This is a genomic window from Dolichospermum sp. FACHB-1250, from assembly GCF_014696335.1.
Taxonomy (GTDB): Bacteria; Cyanobacteriota; Cyanobacteriia; order Cyanobacteriales; family Nostocaceae; genus Dolichospermum; species Dolichospermum planctonicum.
This window is the reverse complement of record NZ_JACJPZ010000012.1, coordinates 1-20,919: the sequence shown is the minus strand read 5'-3', so window position 1 is coordinate 20,919 and position 20,919 is coordinate 1. Positions and strand designations below refer to the sequence as shown.

Genomic DNA, 20,919 nt, shown 5'->3' with positions numbered 1-20,919 from the left:
AACCATTGTAAAATTAATTTTTTGTTCCCGGAAAGAAAATTTCATGATCATCACCTTTTTATGAATTACAAAAGTTGCCAATTTTAAAATTGAAATCCGTAGCCTATGCTAATACCAAGTCTCACACCGTCTCCCGCACTACCCGTGATGTCAATAGCCGCAGGAGTAATTACAATGGGTATATTCGCAAAAGGTGCGATAGACAGCCCTACATTTAAATCCTGACCAGTCCATTCAGTAAAAACATTCATCTGGTCAATTACCCTCAAACCAGCACTACCAAAAACACCCACGGAATCAGTATTATTAAAAATTTGACTCTCCGTGCGAAACCGTCCATTACCAAGCCCAGCATTAAGATACAGCCGACTAAGGGGGTCAAACTTGCTCTGCTTGAGTTTTACAACCTTGCTGACAACGCCATAAAGACTAGTATCGGTATCAGTAGCACCCCAAACTAAAGAATTTTCCAGCCCTACAGCAGCCCTAAAATTCCCCGGTAAAACCCGATGCAACTTAAAGGAAAAACTACCCCTCTCACCAAAGGTTTGATTGCTATTAATACCTAAATCGTTGATATTAATACCGACATCAAAACCAATGGTATGATCGGGATCACCTAAACCAAAAGTTATCCCCATACCACCATCAGCAGTCTGGGTAAAACGAGTCCGACTCTGAAAACCAGCGCCAATGCCCATATTTCCAAAAGAAGCACCATAGGCGCTCGGTACGTCAAAACTATCACCAGGGGAAGAAGTCCAAATAAACTCAGGAATGTTGTTCTCTAAGACCTGTAGCCGTTTCTGTAAGTCTTGAATTTGCCTATCCAGTTCTCCTGGAGTCGGGGAGACTGCTGGTGTTGTTGTTTTGCCAGGTAAGGTATTTTCATCATTCACAACATTTTTCTGAGCCAACACCGTGGGAACTGAATCATTTTTTGTTGTTTGTGTCTCAATGTTAGAGAAAACAGGTAAAACTGAGGTATCATCAGAAATAGATAGATTCCCAGGCTGGATTATGTTTGGGTCTGATTGGTTGGTTTGGGCTAAGGCTTCAATATTATACCCATCGCTAGAATAACTCTGAGCTAAAGCCAAGCCCGGAATCAGGCAACAAAACAAGGTGGTCATAGTTCCCAACCTTTGCAGGAGGTAAAAATTGACGTGACTCATTGTTGTTTTAGTGCAGATAGGGAATTTTTATTTGATACTTTATACTTTTACTTTAATTGTGAATTTTAACAACCCAGAAAAATACGGATTTAAACATCTCTTTTGTGAAATAATTTTAGAAGAAAAAAAACGGAAAAAATTAGAAAAAATCGGGTCAACTTTTGCTACAATACTTACAACCCTTAGTATGTATAGTTTTCATGAATGTAAACGAAATTTTACAATTTGTAGATCGGCTGGTAGTTGAACACACAGGAAAACATCTGGATGATGTGCAAAGGGCTGTGGTGGTGGGAACATGGCAAAGACAAACCTATGATGATATTGCCCAGCAGTGCAATTTTAATAAGAATTATGTAAGTGATGTGGGGGCAGAACTCTGGCAACTTTTATCATCTGTCTTGAGTGAGGATATAAAAAAATCTAATTTTTGTTCTACGATTGAAAGATTTAGACTCACTGAATCACCAGTTATTATACAAAATCATCATCAAAGTAATAATAATCAAAGTAATAATAGTTTTAATATTTGCAACTATCCCTATGCGGCAAATCATAAATGCCAAAGAAATGAGCAAGAACTAACTTATCACGATTTAAGCACCGCGCCTCAAATCTTCGAGTTTTACAACCGAGAATCTGAACTAGAAATCCTTTGCTGTTGGCTACTCAAGCAAAATAGCCGTCTCATTTCAGTTTTAGGCCTACCTGGTATTGGTAAAACTACCCTAGTAAAAAAATTAATTGACCTGAATTATCAACATTTTGAAATCATTATTTGGAGAAACTTAACTTTTCCTAAAAGTCTTGATTTACTGATTAGTGATTTGTTGAAATGCTGCAAACAGCAACTCCAGGAAACATTACATGAACAATTTCAACAACTCTTGGATCTTTTCCAGCATCAAAAATGCTTAATTGTTATAGATGATGTGCAAAATCTTTTTATACCTGGTGAATTGGCTGGCGAATACCGACCGGAATATCGCAACTATCAAACATTTTTCCAAGCAATCAGGGAAACCTATCATCAAAGCCAGATCATTTTAATCAGTCAGGAAAAATGTCCAGAAATGCAATGCTTAGACAAAGAATTGTACCCCTTTCAATGCCTGGAATTGTTAGGAATAAATAACAGAGAAATTCTGGAAAATATGGGGTTAAAAGATGAAGATAATTGGCTGAATCTGATTAAGTTATATCAAGGTAATCCCCAATACTTAAAAGATATTGCTGCTTTAATAAAAGACTGTTTTGATGCGAATATTGCTGAATTTTTAGCTGATAATAAGTTAATCATTACTAGTCAGATGAAAAGGCAGTTTAAACAATTATTTGATCGATTGTCATCTGTGGAAAAGCAACTCGTTTTAGAACTAAGCAAAATTGAAAACCCCGTGGTTCGAGAAAGTTTAAAACAGTCCCTGAATTTATCATCTATTGAATTTATTAATGGACTACAATCTCTACAACAACGCTATCTCATCATCAAAACCAAGGCAGATAAAACTCTGTTTCATTTGTCTCCTATTTTTAGGGAATATGTCAAATCACTTCTTAAATAAGTAGATTGGGACTTAGGTAAGATGTGCCTACAAACCTTATTTTTACCAAGGGTAATTCATGAATTACGCCTACTTTTGTTCTTTTTCGTGGGAATGCTAGCAACTTTGGCGGCCAAGATGCCCAGACCACAAGATTTTAATCATTCCTATTCATGAAAAAGAAAAAATTTCGCATTTTAAGAGTTAAAGGTATTGACTTGTGCTGGGGAATTTGGTATAATAGTTTCTGATAAGGAAGAACTATCTTGCAGTAATTGTATTTAATTATAGAAATCGCCATACATCAGATCCCAGACTTCTTGAAGAAATCCGGGGTCTGATGGACTAGGAATATAGGAAAATTTAAGAATGAGAATCTTGGGGTAAAATCATTTCTCGAATGGCTGTGGCTGTGGCTGGGGCGAGTAAAACACCATTGCGATAGTGTCCCGTAGCCAGAAGAACATTAGTAAAACCCGGTAACTTATCAATAACTGGTGCTGGTCGTCCTTCAGGACGGGGACGCAGTCCCGACCAAGTGCGGAGAACCTTAGCGGCGGCTAAATCTGGGGTAAAAGCGATCGCTTGTTGTCTAACAGCATCTAATAATTCTTGATTTGGCGGTATTTGGTCTTGATCATTAGGAAATTCTACCGTTGCACCAACCCAATAATCACCATTGCCCATGGGGACAATATGCACATCATTACCAGTAATCACCGGTTGAAAATCAGGATTTCCTAAAGTCCGTCCTAAACTTAGATATAAAGCTTGTCCCAGTACCGGACGGATATTTACCATCTGATCTAATTTTGCAGTTAAAGCCGTTGAACCCAAACCCGCAGACATGATAAACCAATCAGCGGTGACTTTACCCTGTGTAGTTTCAATAAAATTACATTTGTGTGCTTCTCCCAATCCTTTTTTGATGTGTAAGGGTGTTGGGGGGGGAGGAGGTGGGGTTTCTGTACCCGTAACAGACACACCAAATTGAAAATTTACCCCATTGCGTTGGGCGGCATCTACTAAAGCTAAAGTTAAAGCTGTAGCATTTAATTGTAGATCTTGGGGAGAATAGACAGCCCCAATACTTTGGGGATAATTAACTTGAGGACAATATTTTTGGAGTTGTTCTTGATCCCAAACTTGTAATTGCCAACCTTGGGATTGACGAATTTCCCGCAATTGTTCCCATTCTGAAAGTACCTCAACGCCACTTTCTAGGGGACGCTCTAAATTTTCCGATAACAACATGACGATTCCTTGACGGTTACAGGGGATTTTCCGCCCCGTAATTGCTTCTAATTCAGGAATCAAAGTTCCATAGCGTTGGATGCTACTTTCTCGCATTCGCCAAGCAATACCCTTAGTTTTACTGCTAATTACACCCATTAATACACCGAGGGCGGCGCTAGTAGAACCTTGTGCCGGTTGTTTTTGCTCAAAAACAGTGATATTTAAACCTTTAACTTGGCTCAGTTCATAGGCGATCGCCGCCCCAACCACACCACAACCGATAATTACTACATTCATGGTTTTCGCACTTGAGTCAGGGGTGAAGAATGAAAAGTCTTCCTCTCCACCCTATCACTCCATCACCCTAGCATTTTGTGATTCAAGACTCGAAAGCAGGCAGGAAGCAGGGAGTAGAGGGAGAATTATAATAAATTATATATATTTATTATTCTTTACCCTATTCCCTGTTTCCTCCTACCTGTTGCCTGTGGCCTTTTCCTTTAGCTACTTTTTTCGGGAACTAGTTCTAAGAACTTGTCAATATCCGCAAAAGCTTGTTTGTAGTTACTCAAAGCCTGACTGGTATTGCCAACGGTAGCAGATTGGTCTATTTTTACTAAGTCATTCAACAAATCTTTAATGATTTGTCTTGCCTTTCCCTGGTTCTGCTGTGCCAAATTGGGGACTACATAAGTCATATTTAACTTAGCTTCCGTCATCGGTCCATGGATAAAATTGCCGACTTTTATCCATTCACCCTCAGAAATCAAGCTTTTCAGTTCCCCTTGGCGATCAATTACCGCTTTAATTCCCGGAACATACTCCTGAATTTTAGCAACTTCCGCTGCTGTATAAGATGGTGGTAAAGTAGCAACACTAGGACCACCACAACCAATCAGGAATGTTGCTAATAATACGAAAATCAGTGAGAAAATAGAACGTTGACGCACCATAAATGGAAATTAATTTTTTCTTTGGTTGCCGATGAACAGTGTTATTTTAGATCGCTATGTAATCAACCGTTACAATTAACTTAGGTTTTTCTGTCTTTATCTTCATCTTCCCTCCAGGCTAACCGAATATAGGAGATTATTGAGTGAACGCAGCCGAACAAGCCACAAACGTCGAATTTGCCAGCAAAATTGCTACGGTGGTCAATTTGTTTAAATACGAATTTCCTGATGTCAAATCTGATCTCAAACCCTGGCATAATGACCTGGAAACCAGAGAATTAGTAGATCCAGATTCCATTGACATCGGTTTTCACTTCCCAGGTGTCAGCAAATCTTGGCGCTGTCGCAGTATTTTAATTCAAATTCGATTTTATCAAGATCCCATCACTGATCACCGTCGCGCCATTGGTGTGGAAGCGGCTGGATTTGACCATCGTGGTGAAGTTTGGCGACTTTCTACGGTGGAAACCTGGAGTTTTATCGGTGATTCTGTACCTTTGGCTGTTGTTGGGGAAAAACTCAAACAGGTTTGTCGGCAAATTTTAGAGGTGTTTAATCGGCCGAGTCAGTAAAAATAACAGTAAAAATAATTAGTTTTTCTTTAGTTTTTCTGTTGATCTAACGCCCATTCCCACCTTTGCTTTAAATCATTACAGTGATTAGAGGGTAAAACTTGATCATGTTGAAGTCTACCAACGACAATTCCCGGTGCAATATCAATCTCATTAGCAAACTGGATAATATTGGTTTTACTAATTTGTGAAACTGAGTCCAGAAATCGTTGTAAATCTCCAGGAGGAATGAGTATATCCGCAGAGAATTTGTTAGCTTCCTGCTCTTTTTCTTGATCCTCAACGGAGATAATACCTGTTCCCTCAAGAAAGAAATCCCGCTTACCATGTAGTAAAATATGACCAGCTTCATGGAAGAATGTAAACCACAAATGATCATCAGTTTTATACCGCAAACTGAGTTGAATAAGGGCTTTGTCAGCATTCAACCAATGAGTTGCACCACTAGTTCGCATTTTCGGAAGTTCTGGCAGAAAAACCACAGCTACACCAGCTTCTGCGCATAATTGTATTAATTTTGCTTGGAAAATTTCTGGTGGTTCTAATGTGAGAGTACGGATTTTTTGTAGTGTCTCTTTAAACTTATTGGCATTGTAAGGAGCGCAAACAATTGCCGATGCTTCGATTTCTCCCCGACGTAACCAAGCAGATACAGCTTTAGGGTCGCTTTGAAATGCTTGAGATTGACGAAAATTTATATGATGATTCAACCATATACCCTCCCATTGTTCAGGGGAGGCGACGGCGAAAAAATTTAACACTTCCCGCAGTTGCTCTACTTTATCCCCACAGCGGCGAATCCAGCCAGATTTAATCATAGCTGTGACAGGAATTTCTTTCAGCCAGGGTACTTGTTTTGCTAAACGCTTTTTTTCTTCCTTTTGTGCTAAAAATTCCCGGTAATGTCGTTCGTGATTGTTCCAAAAACTGGCTGGGATATTGAATACCCGTTCTAGTTGCAATGCTGTTTCTGGGGTAATTGCGGCTTTACCCTTAATAATTTCATTAATTGTTTTTTTTGGTCTTCCTGTCCGTTCAGCCAGTTCTGCTTGGGTCATACCCCTATCTTCCAGCACTTCCAACAGGGTATCCCCCGGAGGTGAAACGTAATCTGGATTGTACCGATTTTGGATCTTACTTTCCATGATAATTCTCCACGCCGATTATTTTTACGGTAGTTACTTGATTCCAGTCGAGACCACCATCTAATTTGGTGGGAATTGGGTGATTTGCAGGTTCAAAGATGAGTCTGTATGGATGATCCAAGTCAAGCGCTAATTGACCTGCTCGATCATGAACTAATTCGTGGCAACGTCCAGGAACATTTCGCATATCCTCTAGTACGTTGGCGTAAAGTAAGGAATTGAGCCGTTTTTGGATGCGTTTTGCTCGATCTGCACCATGATTTTTGACTAAAAGGCGTTGGTTATTGCACTCTTCTTCAAATTTGCTATTCTCGAATACAATATCCATTATACCAATTTTTCATAAATATTGTTAACCTTTAAGGTTAAATATATTTTAGGCTTTAAATGCAAAAATAACGGCAATAGCCCAGAAAAGAGGTTTAAATTCTTACATAATAGAACTCATGTACTAAATTAAAGTCTGACTCAAAATTACTCATGATCAGCTTTGCAACTACCATCTAGACAGTATACTGATTGATAGGTTTGAGAACGCTTCCCAAACAATGTATAACGATGATCCCGAATTTGTTCATAAAACCTATCCCCTGCCCATTTCATCCCCGGTAACGCCCGATACGCATCCACAAATATACTACCCAAAGGCAATAGTCGTCCAATTTCCTCAGCAGCATTACTACCTTGCCAACGTTTCTCTGTGGCATTACTATCAATTAAAATCATCCCCTGTTGACAATCTATTGAAGTAATTCCCCATTGGCATAATGTCTCTTCATCTTGCATAGAAACGTAGCGAAACAGTTTCCCTTGGTCTAAAGTTTCCAACAATTGGACTAAAGTTACACAAAGATTACAGTTGCCATCATAGATCACGTAGTAGTTCATAAAATTATTAGCCATAGTATATTTTTGGTAAGTATCTTACTTTTTAGTGTGTATTTGGGAATTTACCTGTAACTACTTTACTATATAAACAGATGAAAAATATTTATTATCTGGTACAAACAACTAACTATTAATAGTAAGGTGGAATCATGACTCAAAATACCATTAATTATGTAATTCATGATGGCGATGCCCGTGGACATTATCATATTGACTGGCTCAATAGTTATCATACATTTTCTTTTAGCAGTTTTTATGATCCCAAGCGGATGGGATTCCGTTCTTTGCGAGTAATTAATGATGATCGCATTGCTGCTGGTGCAGGATTTCCCACTCATGGACATAAGGATATGGAAATTCTTACTTATGTTTTATCCGGTGCTGTTGAACATAAGGATAGTTTAGGCACAGGTGCGGTAATTCTTCCTGGTGAAGCACAGGTTATGAGTGCGGGAACGGGAATTATGCACAGTGAATTTAATCCTTCTCAAACAGAAGAATTACATTTACTGCAAATCTGGATTTTACCAAATCAGCAAGGACTAAAACCTAGATATGCACAAAAAGCTTTTTCTATAGAAGAAAAGCGGGGAAAACTGCGGTTAATTGCGGCTGAAGATGGACGAGATGGGGCTGTAATTATTCACCAAGACCTATCCTTATATGCGGGAATTTTAGCACCAGGTGAGGTGGTAAATTATCACGTTCAAAATCATCGTTATGCTTGGTTACAAATAGCTAAAGGTGAAGTAGTTTTTAATAATCATAAATTAAAAGCAGGAGATGGTGTAGAAATTACAGGAGAAGAAAAATTAACAATTAGCAGTAATTCAAATGGGGAAATATTACTGTTTGATTTAGGTTAAAATACAGACTAGTATCGGCGAAAGTCAAAAGTTAAACCGAAAACAGTGTTTATTCAGATTCAAAGGTTATGCGCTCAGACTGATATGCGGGTGGTTCAACATGAATTAAAATCCTGACTGGACTGAAACGTTCTTCTAGTTGTCTTTCTACTTCTTCGGTGATAATATGAGCAGTCTCTACATCGCGTACATCTACAATTAAGTGCATTTCTATAAATACTTGACGACCGATGACACCACGGGAGGCGATATCATGACAGTTAATGACACCAGGTACGGAAACTGCAATTGTATGAATTATTTCTGGAGCGATCGCCATTTGGTCTACTAGCCAAGGTAAATTTTCTTTTAAAACTGACCAACCACTCCAAAATACCAGTAAAGCCACTGGGAACGCCAGTAGGACATCTAACAACTGATAACCCAACCAAACCCCAATTAAACCACCGATAACGGAGATTGTCACCCACACATCACTCATGGTATGGGTAGCATCAGCGACTAAAATGGAACTACCGACTCTTCTCCCGACATTGCGCTCATAAAAGGCGACAAAAATATTTACTCCTAACACAATCAGTAATAACCACAGTTCTATAGGTGATACTCTCACAGGTTCACCACCTTTGATAATTCTTTCTACTGCACCTTGGACAATTTCAAAACAGGCTATACCTAAAAATGCAGCGATACCTAAAGCCCCCACTGCTTCAAATTTATTGTGTCCATAAGGATGCTCTCGGTCTGGTAATGGTGAAGAAAACTTAATAGCAACTAATCCTAAGACATTATTAGCACTATCTGTCACACTATGTAAAGCATCCGCTAGTAAACTTAAAGAACCTGTCCAATAACCTACAACGACTTTTAAACCCATGACGAATACATTCAGCAGGAGAGTGATAATTAAAACTTTCCTAACTTCAGTGCGGTTATCGTAAGTCATATATTTATAATTGTGATTTGTGGAAAAAAGAATAGAGAATTTATTCTCTTACTGTACAACAATAGGTATTTATTTCTAGGAATAAATATACAGGAAATAGGTCAAAATTTGCTAATTAAGAATTAATATCTTTATTACACAAAAAGATTCTCAACTTCTTTGAGAAGTTGGGTATCTGGGAGCATCTTGAGGTAATATGGATAATTACGAATTATTTTTAATAAGTAGCTTATGTCTTTTGTACCTTTAACACTAAATCTAGTAGAAGGTTCTGTTTCCTTCAGTTTTTCACCCCAAGCAGCGCAAGAATTAAAAGCAGAAATCAATGAATTAATGAAAAGCCTCAAAGCTGTTGCTGCTAAAACCACCCCAGGTACAGGTAAAGTTAGCCCCCAACCCTCCCTGGAGTATCGTTATACTGGGGATGTATTTGTGGAGATATTTTGTAATCCTAATATCTGGCCTACTCCCTTTGCGGCTAAAGTTTTGTTAACAATTCGCAATTTAGGTATTCGGTTGACAACAGAGGCGGAACTTACCCGCGTTATTGAGGATCTTAATCAGTATTTAGAGCAGTTTTAAATTAGGTAGTAGGGAAGAAGGGGAATTTTTGCCAATAAACATCTGGTGAAAATTAAATGTGCGTATATCTCACTCTCATACAGAGTATGGGAATGAGATCACCAGATAAGTTAGCACCCCTGACTAAACTTGTCACCAAATTCCGGTGGAGCTATTGTTACTAAGCTATTTTTTGCTTGGACTTGCTTTATGAAACATTCTATGTATATACTATGTAATAGGATTTTCAACCAGACAACACCCAAAGTTACCAAGTATGGATTTGGCAATATGAGCAACTCAGTATATAAAGTATTTGCAGAAATCGAGTCTAAAGCCAAACTACTAGCTCAATATTGGGATAACTTTCATACGGAAATATCCCAGCACCTACCGGAGAGTTATCAACCGGAAATACAAGAACTTACCGATAAATTAGAAACAGCATTAAATCAATTAGTCTACGAACTACAAAATCCTACTCTCACCCTGGCCACAACGGGAACTACCAGCAGTGGTAAAAGCACTCTGGTTAATTTGCTATGTGGTGCGGAAATTGTCCCGGTTGCAGTTAGTGAAATGAGCGCTGGTGCAGTGACCATTGAGTATAGTCAAGAAAAATCTCTGATCATTCATGAAACACCAGGGGCGTTATGGGAATGTGGAGAATGGAGAGGCATTAGTGACGATAAAATTTATCAACGTCTTTATCAAGCAATGATAGGTTATATCGAAAATAGAGAAACCCAACCTAATTTAGCCTGTCCCCAATCTACAATTACTTATCCTTTTCGACTGTTAAAAGAATCTCAATTACAATTACCAAAAGCAACAAGAGTAAGAATACTTGATTTACCTGGTTTAGCTTATGTGGGTGATCAGGGTAATGCTAATGTGATTAAACAATGTCGAGAGGCTTTGTGTATAGTTACTTATAATAGTGCTGAGACAGATTCTCAGAAGGTAAAAAGTTTATTGCAAGAGGTAGTACAGCAGGTAAAAGATTTAGGTGGTTCTCCAGCGCGGATGCTTTTTGCACTGAATAGGATTGATGTTTTTCGAGCCGATAGAAGCTGGCCAGAATCAGAAAATCGGTTTGTAGAAAAAGCTATTCGTGATATTAAAAATGAATTAACTGAGCAATTAAAGGAATATACCGAAGATATTGAAAATTTAAAAGTAGTTAAACTGAGTACATGGCCTGCTTTGTTAGCTTTGCAAATTCAAAACCAAGATGATTTTTACAGTGCTGAAGCTTGTAAAAAAGCCGATAATCATTTTAATGGCTTAATTGAAGATATTTTAGAAGATTTGCCACGTAATACACAAAAATGGAATAGACACGATAAAAATAGAGTTGCTGAAGCATTATGGGAGAAATCCTATGGTGAGGAATTTCAGGAAAATCTCAGGGAACATATTAATAAACATTTTCCCCAGTTAGTAATTCCCCAAATTATAGAACGTTTTAATATAGCTGCTGGAAATGCGATCGCGGAATGGGCAACACAGACAACAAATGCTGTGCTTAATAGTTCGGAGGAACGGTATCAAGAAGAATGTGAAAAGATATCACAGATTAGATCATCAATTGAGCGTTTCTTACAAATTAGCGATACAAATTTAAGAAAACCTTTTGAAAAATTAGATACAAAAGTTAAGCAAGTTCTAGCAGAGGAATTAAAAGAGGAATTAAAAGATGATGCTGTAAATCATATCAAAAAGGCAATTGCGGAATTGCAAAATGTAGCACCATATAAAGAATTGGGAGAAAAATTATCTCCCCTGTTTGGATGGCGTGATGCGTTAAGAAAAGGACTTCAGGAAGTATTAGAAGCGGTAGCCAAGTCTTTAGAAACTGGTAAGATAGACTTAAACAATCCAAATTTGAAAAAGGCAAATATTTCAGATGTAAATTTACTATCCAGAAACTTAAATCATTTAGTCAACTTGGGTTATACTGCTGCCGTTGCTAAAGAAGGTAAAACAATGGAAGCAAAGACAGAGGAAGAGAAAAATCAACTTCAAAAAATCAATGAAGAACTGAATGAATTAGCTATCCACCTCAATATTGTCATAGAGGATGTATTAAAGCAAATTTCTACCCAAGAATTAAATAGGATTTATGAAGCTGTATCTCAACTATTTCGTCACCATTTGTCTTATACTGAAGATGGATTAAATACAATTGCACCTGATATATCTATCAAGTTTTCTGATTATCAACTCAATCAAGTTGATCATCAACTAACATTCAATTTTCAGTTTACAGCAGGATTTGCGATTACACAAGGAACATGGCTAGAAGCAATAAAGATTGAAAAAAAGCGAAGAGATTGGTACACATTATGGCTTTGGGAACATACTTTTTATGAAACCCAATATGAAACCCGTTCTAGTGATAATGCTCAAGTACCTAGTGTGGAAGACTTACTAGCAGGTTGGATTATCCAATCACAAGGTGAACAAATTAAAATAGTAAATCAAATTGCGCGTTGGTTGTTAGAACAAATTGACGTTCTAAAAAAAAATGTAAATAATATTCAGAATGATATTCTTGATCGTTATCAAGAAAAACTGGATAGAGCTAACCAAGAAATTACCTTAGATTATGAAAAACAAAAAGATGTTTGGCTACCTATGCAAGCAAAAGCTCAAAATCTATCAGCAGAATTTTCTGGTTTAGAAACTTCCTGGAAATTCAAGAACTAATCTTGTAAGTAAAATAAGATCTATCCATCCAAAAATACAATGATATGAGCAACAAAAAACTAGTATCCTCCCCAGGTCAAAACTTAAAGACCCTTTATGAACAAGTTTTTGAAAAAGTTTATCCCCACATAAACGGTCATAAAAAAGGAATTCTCTTTACAGTAATACATTTAATAGTTCCAGAAAATGCCCAAGAAATTCTCTCATTATCAAATATTAGTGATAAAGCATCGGTAGAAGAGGACTTATCTATATTATCTGACATCATTGATATTTTTGTGAGTACGCCAAATGGTAAAAAACAACAGATCACAGCACAGTTCCAAGAAGTCTTTAACAACTTACTGGATTTGAATAAATATGAAAATAATGATCTCAAGCTATTTCAAATTGTTGTGATCGGATGTTTAATTGTAGGAGCTTCTGCTTGTCTTTCATTTCTCAGAAAAGCACAACAAAGCCCTAAAAATATACCATCAAATATACCATCAAATATACCATTAGGTAACTCTTCACCACCACAAAAAAATCCTCAATCCTTGTGTTTGGTCGTACCGGCTTCGGTATTAGGCGGAAATATCAAAGAAAATTATCCCATTAATATCTCTGAGATAGGAAAATTAATAGATAATTCTGCATATTTTCTCTGTATAGAACCAGCACAAGCAGATACTATACAAAATCAGCTAGAATTAACTGAGGAAAATATTACGAATGTAAGTGAACAAAGAGAAGTTTACATCAGAATTAACATTGCTGATGCAGAAGAAATCATCGGAAAAAAATTTCCATATATTTTAAAGAGATATCTTCCTGCTAATGGAATAGGTGTGGTGAGAAAAATAGCTTGTCTTAAATATTTATCTGTATCTGGTTTAGACGAATTTAACCGCATTTTTTGAAGAAATTTATCCCGTTATCCCGACATAAAAAATGAAAAAAAGGAGTCTTAGGTTAAGTGATATATTCAATAGTTCTACAAGAATCGGCGACAAAAATTTGCTCATCATTTGGTATTGTTAGTAAAGCATTATTAAGAGATAACCTCTTGAGTCTTTTTGTGAGTACGTCAAATGATCAAAAACAACCCCTTAACAACTTACCGGATTTGAGTAAATATATGGAAAATAATGATCTCCCATTACTGATGATTGTTGCAGGATGTTTAATTGTAGGATTTGCTGCTTATCTTATATATCTTCAGCAACCACAAAGTTCTAAAACTATACCATCAGGTAAATTTTCACCACCACAAAAAAATCCTCAAACTGTATCACCTGTATCCTTGTGTTTGGTTGTACCAGCCTCGGTATTGGGAGGAAATATAAGAGAAAATTATCCTATTGATATCTCTGATTTAGAAAAATTAATAGATAATTCTGCATATTTTCTCTGTATAGAACCAGCAGAAGCAGATATGATACAAAATCAGCTAGAATTAACTGAGGAAAATATGACGAATGTAAGTGAACAAAGAGAAGTTTACATCAGAATTAATATTGCTGATGCACCAGGAATCATGGGAAAAAAAGTTCCATACATTTTAAAGAGAAATCTTCCTGCTAATGGACAAGGTGTGGTGAGAAAAATAGCTTGTCTGAAATATCTATCTGTATCTGGTTTAGAAAATTTTAACCGCATTATTTAAGGAGTATCTACAATGGATTGGAAAACAGCATCTTCCTACTATGAAACCCGTTTAACCGACGCTTTAAACATCCAAAGACACGCGGTTAATTTAGCCAACTTACCTCAAGCAGAAGTTCCCCCTAAATTAAAACAAATCCTATTACAAGAAGCACAACCCGCACGTCGTCAACTGGAAAGACTCAAAAAACGGGAATTTCGCATTGCAGTAGTCGGGTTAGAAAAAGCCGGGAAAAGCACTTTTGTGAATGCTTGGTTAGAATGTGACTTACTTCCAGCGAAGGGAGGAAGATGTACATTTACTACCACACAAATTTATTCGGTTGAACATGAATCAGAACAAAGACTAGAAGTACAAGCAAAAACCGAAGCTGAATTTATTAACTTACTCAAAGAATTAGAAAAAGCTCAAGCCCAAGAAGATATTAATACTATTCGCACCAATGAAATCACTTTACAAGAAGTGAGACAAGAAGGAAATCTAACATTTCCATTTACGAGATTAGAGGATATTCGAGAACCTTTAAAAAAATATGTAGCAGATGAAAAATATGCTCATGCTGTGTTAGAAGCGAGACTTTATACAAACAAACTTGCACAAGCGGAAGGGATTGTATTTTATGATGTTCCTGGTTTAGATTCTGGTTTAGCAAAGCACGTTGACGAAGCTCAAGAAATGTTATCAGATTGTGATGCTGTGATATTAGTACAGCGTTTTACCAGTCTGCGAGAAAAGGAATTAGAAATCATTAAGTTTACAGAACAGGGAGATAAAAACGTCACCGTTGCTGATAAATTATTTGTATTTTTAAGTCGCATTGATTCATTAGGTAGTGCAGAAGCAATGAAAACCCACATTCAAGAAGCTGCTCAAGATTGGTTAAAACGGGCAAATTTACCAAATCATAGAATAGTTTCTGGTTCTGCTGGTGCATATTTGCTATTAAATAATATCGCTGGAGAACAAACTAAATTAGAAATAGGAGATACTCATGTTATTCAATCTCATTTGCAGAGATTAACAGGTATTGATGATGTGGAAATTCTCAAAACAGATGCTACTGGTATGCCGATAATTAAGGAGAAAATCTTTGATTATATTAATACCGAAAGAGTCGCTATTTTAAGGAAACGGTGTGAAGCTTCTTTAAATACAATTATTAGCACATCTGAAGAAATTTATCGTTTAGTTAGTAAAAATCATCCAGAAAATCCTGAACAGGCCAAGCTATTTGCAGAAAACAATCAACGGGTTTTATTTGCAGAATGGTGGAATCAAAAATGGTTAATCATTAAAGCTGATTTACAAAAATATTATGATACCTATGTTGTCAATAAAGCTGTAGAAGATTTAACTGCTAATTCCTTAACTCAAATAGAGAAGTTTCGAGAAGGATATCTGGAAATCGTTGATCAGGAAATGCAGAAACTCCGAGGGGAAACATTTAAAAAGAAAGATACTATCTTTTTGGCTAATTCTAATCCTGAATTTGATAGAATGAAAGCTAACTTTGCTTGGAGAGAGGATTTGTATAATGATATAAGTAGACTTTTATCTAATATTGCTAGACAATTGGCTTTAGAATTACAACATGAATCCTTAAACTTGGTTACATATATGACAAGTTTATTATGGGGAAGTGATCAAGTAAAAGCTAGGTTAATTGAAAATTCAGAAGATTATTTTTTAGCTAAATTGGAAAATAGTCTCAGTGTTTTATTTTTGCGGTTTGCGCGGCCTGTCGCAGAAGCATTAATTAGAGGTCCTGTTAATAGTGACACTCGCAATAAAATCATTAAAGGTCTGGGGGTAGATATTGAAATTGTTGACAATTATTATAGTGGTAAAGAACCTGCTTATAGTCTTTTAAAAAGATATGTCAAATATGGTGCAGATTTACTTTTTAACTTAGAAGTTCGTCAACAAGTATTGGGAATAACGGGAACAGTAACAGGAATAGCAACAGCAGCTATTAATAATGAAATACCACAACAAGCGGTAATTTTTGAAGTGGAAAATGATCTTAATGCTTTTGAGGAATATTTAAAGTTTGCAATTTTTAACGCTGCTAGTTTTGAATCCTATTGTATTCAAGAACTCAAGGGTTTAGTTGATAGTTTTCGAGAAAAGGAAGGTACTTGGACGGGGGTAGCTTTGAATGAATGGTTACAAGGAAATCCGCTTTTATTAGCGGAGATACCAAATAATTTAAATCATTTAAAATCACAAGCATCTAATTTAGAAGTTAGTGAAAGATTACGACAATTATCTATTGCTTTAAAAAGTAAGTAGGTGGGCGCTAAAAATTGTCGTTATGACAAAGGAACTCTTAACTGGGAACTCTTAACTGGGAACTCTTAACTGGGAAGGGGCTTCGCCGTGAGCGTCAGCCGAACGGTTTTGAGCAACTTTACTTTTCGTTACTGATGTCGGTTTTTTTCCGTTCACCTACTTAGCTTTAAAAAGTAATATTATGGAGAATGGGGGAAAGAATATCCAAAAAACATTAATATGTCAACAAAATTTTTTACTAATAGCGAAGAAAATACCCTAATTAACAAGTTTGCAGGGGTGTTTACATATAATCCTCATATTCAATATTTTGATGCTTTGGTAGGATATTTTAGAGCATCAGGTTATTTTAGGATTAGACCATTTTTAGACAAAGTTCCCCAGATTAGAATATTAGTAGGAATTAATGTTGATAAAATGCTGGCTAATGCTCAAAAATCAGGGCTGGAATTTTTTAAACATGAGGAAAGGACAAGAGCAGATTTTATTCGGGAAATTCAAAAAGATATTCAAAGTGCTAATTATGATCAAGAGACTGAAGAAGGGATTTTACAATTTATTGATGACATAATTCAAAACAAAATTCAAGTCAAAGCACATCCAGAAAAAAAGATGCACGCGAAGGTTTATATTTTACGTCCTGAACCATTTAATCAACATACACCAGCTACGGTCATAACTGGTTCTTCTAATCTCACAGATGCAGGTTTGGGTGGGGGAAATTTTTATAATTATGAGTTTAATGTGCAATTAACGGAATATGAGGATGTGCAATTTGCGACTACGGAATTTGAGAAACTTTGGGTTGAATCTGTTGATATATTACCAGTTGATATTAAAGATATTACTAAAGAAACTTATTTGAATGCAGAAACCACTCCCTTTGAATTATATATAAAATTACTGAGTGAATATTTTAGTGAATATGTTGGTGATCATATTAGTTATGATGCTGATTCTATGGGTGATTTACCGGAAAATTTTAAAAAACTTTCTTATCAAGTTGATGCTGTAAATGAAGGTTTTAATATGTTGATCAAGCACAATGGCTTTATTTTAGCTGACGTGGTGGGATTAGGTAAAACGGTAATCGCAGTTATGGTAGCTAAAAAGTTTTTAATGGAAAATGGCAGAAACAATACAAAAATATTAGTTGTTTATCCTCCAGCAGTAGAAAAGAATTGGAAAAACACTTTCAAAGATTTTAATATTGACAAATATACCAAGTTTATCACTAATGGTAGTCTTGATAAGATATTAACACAACATGAAGATTATTGGAACAAGGAAGAATATGATTTAGTGATAGTTGACGAAGCCCATAAATTTCGTCATCATAAAACTGGTGCTTTTCAAAACTTGCAATTAATTTGTAAAAGTCCCAGAATAAATCAGGGTTTAATTCCCGGTAATCAAAAAAAAGTAATTTTAATATCTGCGACACCTTTAAATAATCGTCCAGATGACATTTATTATCAAATTCAAATGTTTCAAGACGCTAGACAGTCAACCCTACCAATTACAAATTTAACTGCTTTTTTTAATCCTTTAATGGAACAGTATAAAAGTTTGAAACGATTTGAAGAATTAGATGTGAATAAGCTCAGAGCAATTTATGGAGAAATTAGGAGTAAGGTAATTGAACCTATTACTATTAGAAGAACTAGAACAGATTTAGAAAATATTATTGAATATAAATTAGATTTAGCAGCGCAAGGAATTATATTTCCTCAAGTAAAACCACCTCAAAAAGTGGAATATCTTATGGATGAAAAATTAAATGAGTTATTTCATAAAACTGTGATTTATCTGACTGGTAAGGAACAACTGACATATAAACTTACATATAGTCGTTATCAAGCTATTGCGGGGTTAAATCCAGAAATTCAAAGTAAGTATTATGAAAATGCGGAAACGGTTTCTAAATCTTTAGCATTTATCATGAAAACCCAATTAGTGAAAAGATTGGAAAGTAGTTTTTATGCTTTTAAAAAATCATTAACTAATTTTCAACAAGCAACTAAGAGAATGATTACTATGTTTGCTAATGATAAAATATTTATAGCTCCTGATACTAATATTAATAAGTTGTTAGATAAGGGTTGGAGTGAGGAAGAAATCGAAAAAGAAATTGAGAGACTAAGCGAAGAAAATCCTAAAAATCAAACTTTTAAAAGTACGGATTTTAAACCTGATTTTATTGAAAGTTTAAGGAAAGATGCTGAAATTTTAAGCGAATTAGTGGAAGATTGGAACGCAATTGAAAATGATCCGAAATTAGATGTATTTATTACTAAATTAAATAATCTGTTTTTTGATAAAAAGATGAATTTAGAAGGTAAATTGGTGATATTCTCTGAATCAAAGGATACTGTTGATTATTTGTCCCAGGCTTTAAAGGCTAAATTTCGCAAAGATGTCTTGGTAGTTTCTAGTGAAAATAGAAAACAGCTTTATGATACTATTGTTAGTAATTTTGATGCTAATTGTGCGGTGGATAAACAGGTAAATGATTATAGTATTATCATGACTACAGAGGTTTTAGCAGAAGGTGTAAATTTACATCGTGCTAATGTGATTATTCACTATGATACACCTTGGAACTCAACTAAGTTAATGCAAAGAATTGGCCGAGTTAATCGCATTGGGACAAAGGCCAATGCAATTTATAACTATGTTTTTTATCCCTCAGCACAGGGAGATTCACAAATTCAGTTAAACAAAACTGCTTTGATGAAAATTCAGGCTTTTCATACTGCATTTGGAGAAGATAATCAAGTATTCTCTACTGAGGAAATTTTAGATGAAGTTAAACTTTTTAGCGGGAATTATCAGGAAGAACAAGACGAAAGATTAAGATTTTTGTACTTTTTAAGAAACTTTAGAAAAAAACATCAAACTTGGTTTGAGAAAATCCAAAAAATGCCGTTAAAATCGAGAGTAGGTAGAAATTCCACTGCAATTAAAAAACCTGCTTTACAAAATGGTACAATTGCTTTTTTAAAGACAGATAAAAAATTTGAGTTTTATTGGATAGATAGTCATAACCAACCCAGAGAGATTACACCCTTAGAAGCATTTAAAATATTTGAAGCTGATGAAAATGAAAAACCTGAAGAATTAATCGCTAACCATCATGATCACATAAATAACGCTATCAAGCATTTTGAAAGGATAGAATATAACTTAGTACAATCACAAATAGATCCAGAAGCGTTCGGAGGTGTAGCCCAAAATGCTAAAAAGTTCCTGTCTCAAATTATTAAACATCCTAAAATTATGGAAAAACAAAGGGAAAATATTAAGAAAATTATCATGTTAATTGATATAGGAAAATACACTAATTTACCTGCGGATGTTGACAAATTACAAAAGAAAAAGTTAAAATTAGATGTAGCTATTTTGGAACTTGATAAAATCGCTGAAAAATATAGTCTAGATTCAGCCAATTTCCTAAAAGGAGAAAAAAGAAAAGTTGAGAAACCAGTATTAATTATTTCTGAATCTTTTATATAATCATCTTACCCCTTTTCTAATATGGTGACAATACAACTAAGACAATTAACAGTACCACCAGGACATAGAATTATATTACACAAAATTTCTTGGCCGGAATTTGAAGAAATATTAACAGAATTAGGAGAAAATCGTGCTAGTAGATTAGCTTATTATCAGGGGAATTTAGAAATTAAAATGCCGTTACCTAAGCATGAAGTAGCGAAAGTTATTATTGGAGATTTAGTGAAAATTATCCTAGAGGAGTTAGAAATTGATTGTGAATGTTTTGGTTCAACTACTTTTAAACGTCAAGATATGAATAGTGGTATAGAACCAGATGATTCATTTTATATTCAAAATCATCTACAGATGATTGGTAAACAAAAAATAGATTTAACTATTGATCCTCCTCCTGATTTAGTCATAGAAATTGATGTTACTTCCAAAACACAATTAGATGCTTATTTAGCTTTAGCAGTTCCCGAAGTATGGCGATATGAAGATGATAAATTATACATTAATATTCTACAAAATGGTAAATATATAGAATCAGAAGTTAGTCCTAATTTTCCTAATTTACCAATTTTGCCAATAATTCCTCAATTCGTTCAAGAAAGTCGTATTTTTGGGAGAAGTCCTACTTTAAGGAAGTTTCGACAGTGGATAAAACAGCAATAAGAAAGAATTAAACCTGCGAATATAATTCGGTGCTACACAAACAAAGTTTACCTACGTGGACTAAGAAATGAATGTAATTAACCTATACCAAAATTATGAAAAAACAACAAATCCAAAACCTATTTAACCAACCCTACAACCAAGCTAAATGGAAACAATTTCTAGGACAAACATTTGCTAACGTGCAATTATTATCAACCCCTGA

The 20,919-nt window shown here is 35.5% G+C and carries 17 protein-coding genes; 10 read left to right on the top strand and 7 right to left on the bottom strand.

What is annotated here, in order from left to right:
* Nucleotides 1–83 precede the first annotated feature (83 nt).
* On the bottom strand, nucleotides 84–1,100 hold the full coding sequence (locus H6F39_RS06040) for a hypothetical protein (protein ID WP_190396393.1): 1,017 nt from the start codon (nucleotides 1,098–1,100) through the stop codon (nucleotides 84–86).
* A 275-nt stretch (nucleotides 1,101–1,375) separates the two neighbouring features.
* On the opposite strand from H6F39_RS06040, the gene H6F39_RS06035 reads away from it, so the two are divergent.
* Complete coding sequence (locus H6F39_RS06035; protein ID WP_190396392.1) at nucleotides 1,376–2,740, top strand: AAA family ATPase; 1,365 nt, start codon at nucleotides 1,376–1,378, stop codon at nucleotides 2,738–2,740.
* A gap of 342 nt (nucleotides 2,741–3,082) precedes the next feature.
* Here the strand turns inward: H6F39_RS06035 and H6F39_RS06030 are convergent, their stop codons facing one another.
* Both H6F39_RS06030 and psbQ read right to left on the bottom strand, forming a co-directional pair.
* Nucleotides 3,083–4,252 (bottom strand): FAD-binding oxidoreductase, encoded by a 1,170-nt coding sequence (locus tag H6F39_RS06030; RefSeq protein WP_190396391.1) that lies wholly within the window; start codon nucleotides 4,250–4,252, stop codon nucleotides 3,083–3,085.
* Between the two features lie 203 nt (nucleotides 4,253–4,455).
* A complete protein-coding gene (gene psbQ, locus H6F39_RS06025) occupies nucleotides 4,456–4,908 on the bottom strand; it encodes a photosystem II protein PsbQ (protein WP_190371922.1) in 453 nt (150 codons plus the stop codon).
* 143 nt (nucleotides 4,909–5,051) lie between these two features.
* Here psbQ and H6F39_RS06020 point away from each other — a divergent pair, with 143 nt between their 5' ends.
* Nucleotides 5,052–5,480: a hypothetical protein gene (locus H6F39_RS06020; protein ID WP_137907644.1), complete on the top strand. Its 429-nt coding sequence runs from the start codon at nucleotides 5,052–5,054 to the stop codon at nucleotides 5,478–5,480.
* 29 nt (nucleotides 5,481–5,509) lie between these two features.
* On the opposite strand, the gene H6F39_RS06015 is transcribed toward H6F39_RS06020, so the two are convergent.
* The 3 genes from H6F39_RS06015 to H6F39_RS06005 form a co-directional block, all read right to left on the bottom strand.
* On the bottom strand, nucleotides 5,510–6,625 hold the full coding sequence (locus tag H6F39_RS06015; protein WP_137907645.1) for a helix-turn-helix domain-containing protein: 1,116 nt from the start codon (nucleotides 6,623–6,625) through the stop codon (nucleotides 5,510–5,512).
* Nucleotides 6,615–6,953, bottom strand: a complete 339-nt coding sequence (locus H6F39_RS06010) for a type II toxin-antitoxin system RelE/ParE family toxin (protein WP_137907646.1) — start codon at nucleotides 6,951–6,953, stop codon at nucleotides 6,615–6,617. Before H6F39_RS06010 ends, H6F39_RS06015 begins: the two co-directional genes overlap by 11 nt.
* 146 nt (nucleotides 6,954–7,099) lie before the next feature.
* Complete coding sequence (locus H6F39_RS06005) at nucleotides 7,100–7,513, bottom strand: thiol-disulfide oxidoreductase DCC family protein (RefSeq protein ID WP_137907665.1); 414 nt, start codon at nucleotides 7,511–7,513, stop codon at nucleotides 7,100–7,102.
* Nucleotides 7,514–7,662: 149 nt separating this feature from the next.
* Between H6F39_RS06005 and H6F39_RS06000 the strand changes: the two genes are divergently transcribed.
* The gene (locus H6F39_RS06000) at nucleotides 7,663–8,379 is read left to right on the top strand and encodes a pirin family protein (protein WP_190396390.1); all 717 of its coding nucleotides are present in this window, start codon (nucleotides 7,663–7,665) and stop codon (nucleotides 8,377–8,379) included.
* A gap of 49 nt (nucleotides 8,380–8,428) precedes the next feature.
* Here the strand turns inward: H6F39_RS06000 and H6F39_RS05995 are convergent, their stop codons facing one another.
* A complete protein-coding gene (locus H6F39_RS05995) occupies nucleotides 8,429–9,325 on the bottom strand; it encodes a cation diffusion facilitator family transporter (RefSeq protein ID WP_190396389.1) in 897 nt (298 codons plus the stop codon).
* A 231-nt stretch (nucleotides 9,326–9,556) separates the two neighbouring features.
* On the opposite strand from H6F39_RS05995, the gene H6F39_RS05990 reads away from it, so the two are divergent.
* The 7 genes from H6F39_RS05990 (at nucleotide 9,557) to H6F39_RS05960 (ending at nucleotide 20,714) form a co-directional block, all read left to right on the top strand.
* Nucleotides 9,557–9,907 carry a hypothetical protein gene (locus H6F39_RS05990; RefSeq protein WP_028090359.1) on the top strand — a complete coding sequence of 117 codons (351 nt, stop codon included), beginning with the start codon at nucleotides 9,557–9,559 and terminating at the stop codon, nucleotides 9,905–9,907.
* Nucleotides 9,908–10,177: 270 nt separating this feature from the next.
* Nucleotides 10,178–12,598: a dynamin family protein gene (locus tag H6F39_RS05985; protein ID WP_190396388.1), complete on the top strand. Its 2,421-nt coding sequence runs from the start codon at nucleotides 10,178–10,180 to the stop codon at nucleotides 12,596–12,598.
* A 44-nt stretch (nucleotides 12,599–12,642) separates the two neighbouring features.
* A complete protein-coding gene (locus tag H6F39_RS05980) occupies nucleotides 12,643–13,500 on the top strand; it encodes a hypothetical protein (RefSeq protein ID WP_137907650.1) in 858 nt (285 codons plus the stop codon).
* Between the two features lie 158 nt (nucleotides 13,501–13,658).
* Complete coding sequence (locus H6F39_RS05975) at nucleotides 13,659–14,246, top strand: hypothetical protein (protein WP_190396387.1); 588 nt, start codon at nucleotides 13,659–13,661, stop codon at nucleotides 14,244–14,246.
* 12 nt (nucleotides 14,247–14,258) lie between these two features.
* Nucleotides 14,259–16,538, top strand: coding sequence for a dynamin family protein (locus H6F39_RS05970; protein ID WP_190371916.1), 2,280 nt, complete (start codon nucleotides 14,259–14,261; stop codon nucleotides 16,536–16,538).
* 219 nt (nucleotides 16,539–16,757) lie between these two features.
* Nucleotides 16,758–20,054, top strand: coding sequence for a helicase-related protein (locus tag H6F39_RS05965; protein WP_190396386.1), 3,297 nt, complete (start codon nucleotides 16,758–16,760; stop codon nucleotides 20,052–20,054).
* Between the two features lie 21 nt (nucleotides 20,055–20,075).
* Nucleotides 20,076–20,714: a Uma2 family endonuclease gene (locus tag H6F39_RS05960; protein WP_190396385.1), complete on the top strand. Its 639-nt coding sequence runs from the start codon at nucleotides 20,076–20,078 to the stop codon at nucleotides 20,712–20,714.
* Nucleotides 20,715–20,919: the final 205 nt, after the last annotated feature.

Excerpts from the sequence above, each read along its gene's own strand:
- H6F39_RS06035 (WP_190396392.1), top strand. The coding sequence starts at position 1,376 with ATGAATGTAAACGAAATTTTACAATTTGTAGATCGGCTGGTAGTTGAA.
- H6F39_RS06030 (WP_190396391.1), bottom strand. The coding sequence starts at position 4,252 with ATGAATGTAGTAATTATCGGTTGTGGTGTGGTTGGGGCGGCGATCGCC.
- psbQ (WP_190371922.1), bottom strand. The coding sequence starts at position 4,908 with ATGGTGCGTCAACGTTCTATTTTCTCACTGATTTTCGTATTATTAGCA.
- H6F39_RS06015 (WP_137907645.1), bottom strand. The coding sequence starts at position 6,625 with ATGGAAAGTAAGATCCAAAATCGGTACAATCCAGATTACGTTTCACCT.
- H6F39_RS06010 (WP_137907646.1), bottom strand. The coding sequence starts at position 6,953 with ATGGATATTGTATTCGAGAATAGCAAATTTGAAGAAGAGTGCAATAAC.
- H6F39_RS06005 (WP_137907665.1), bottom strand. The coding sequence starts at position 7,513 with ATGAACTACTACGTGATCTATGATGGCAACTGTAATCTTTGTGTAACT.
- H6F39_RS06000 (WP_190396390.1), top strand. The coding sequence starts at position 7,663 with ATGACTCAAAATACCATTAATTATGTAATTCATGATGGCGATGCCCGT.
- H6F39_RS05995 (WP_190396389.1), bottom strand. The coding sequence starts at position 9,325 with ATGACTTACGATAACCGCACTGAAGTTAGGAAAGTTTTAATTATCACT.
- H6F39_RS05990 (WP_028090359.1), top strand. The coding sequence starts at position 9,557 with ATGTCTTTTGTACCTTTAACACTAAATCTAGTAGAAGGTTCTGTTTCC.
- H6F39_RS05985 (WP_190396388.1), top strand. The coding sequence starts at position 10,178 with ATGAGCAACTCAGTATATAAAGTATTTGCAGAAATCGAGTCTAAAGCC.
- H6F39_RS05980 (WP_137907650.1), top strand. The coding sequence starts at position 12,643 with ATGAGCAACAAAAAACTAGTATCCTCCCCAGGTCAAAACTTAAAGACC.
- H6F39_RS05970 (WP_190371916.1), top strand. The coding sequence starts at position 14,259 with ATGGATTGGAAAACAGCATCTTCCTACTATGAAACCCGTTTAACCGAC.
- H6F39_RS05965 (WP_190396386.1), top strand. The coding sequence starts at position 16,758 with ATGTCAACAAAATTTTTTACTAATAGCGAAGAAAATACCCTAATTAAC.
- H6F39_RS05960 (WP_190396385.1), top strand. The coding sequence starts at position 20,076 with ATGGTGACAATACAACTAAGACAATTAACAGTACCACCAGGACATAGA.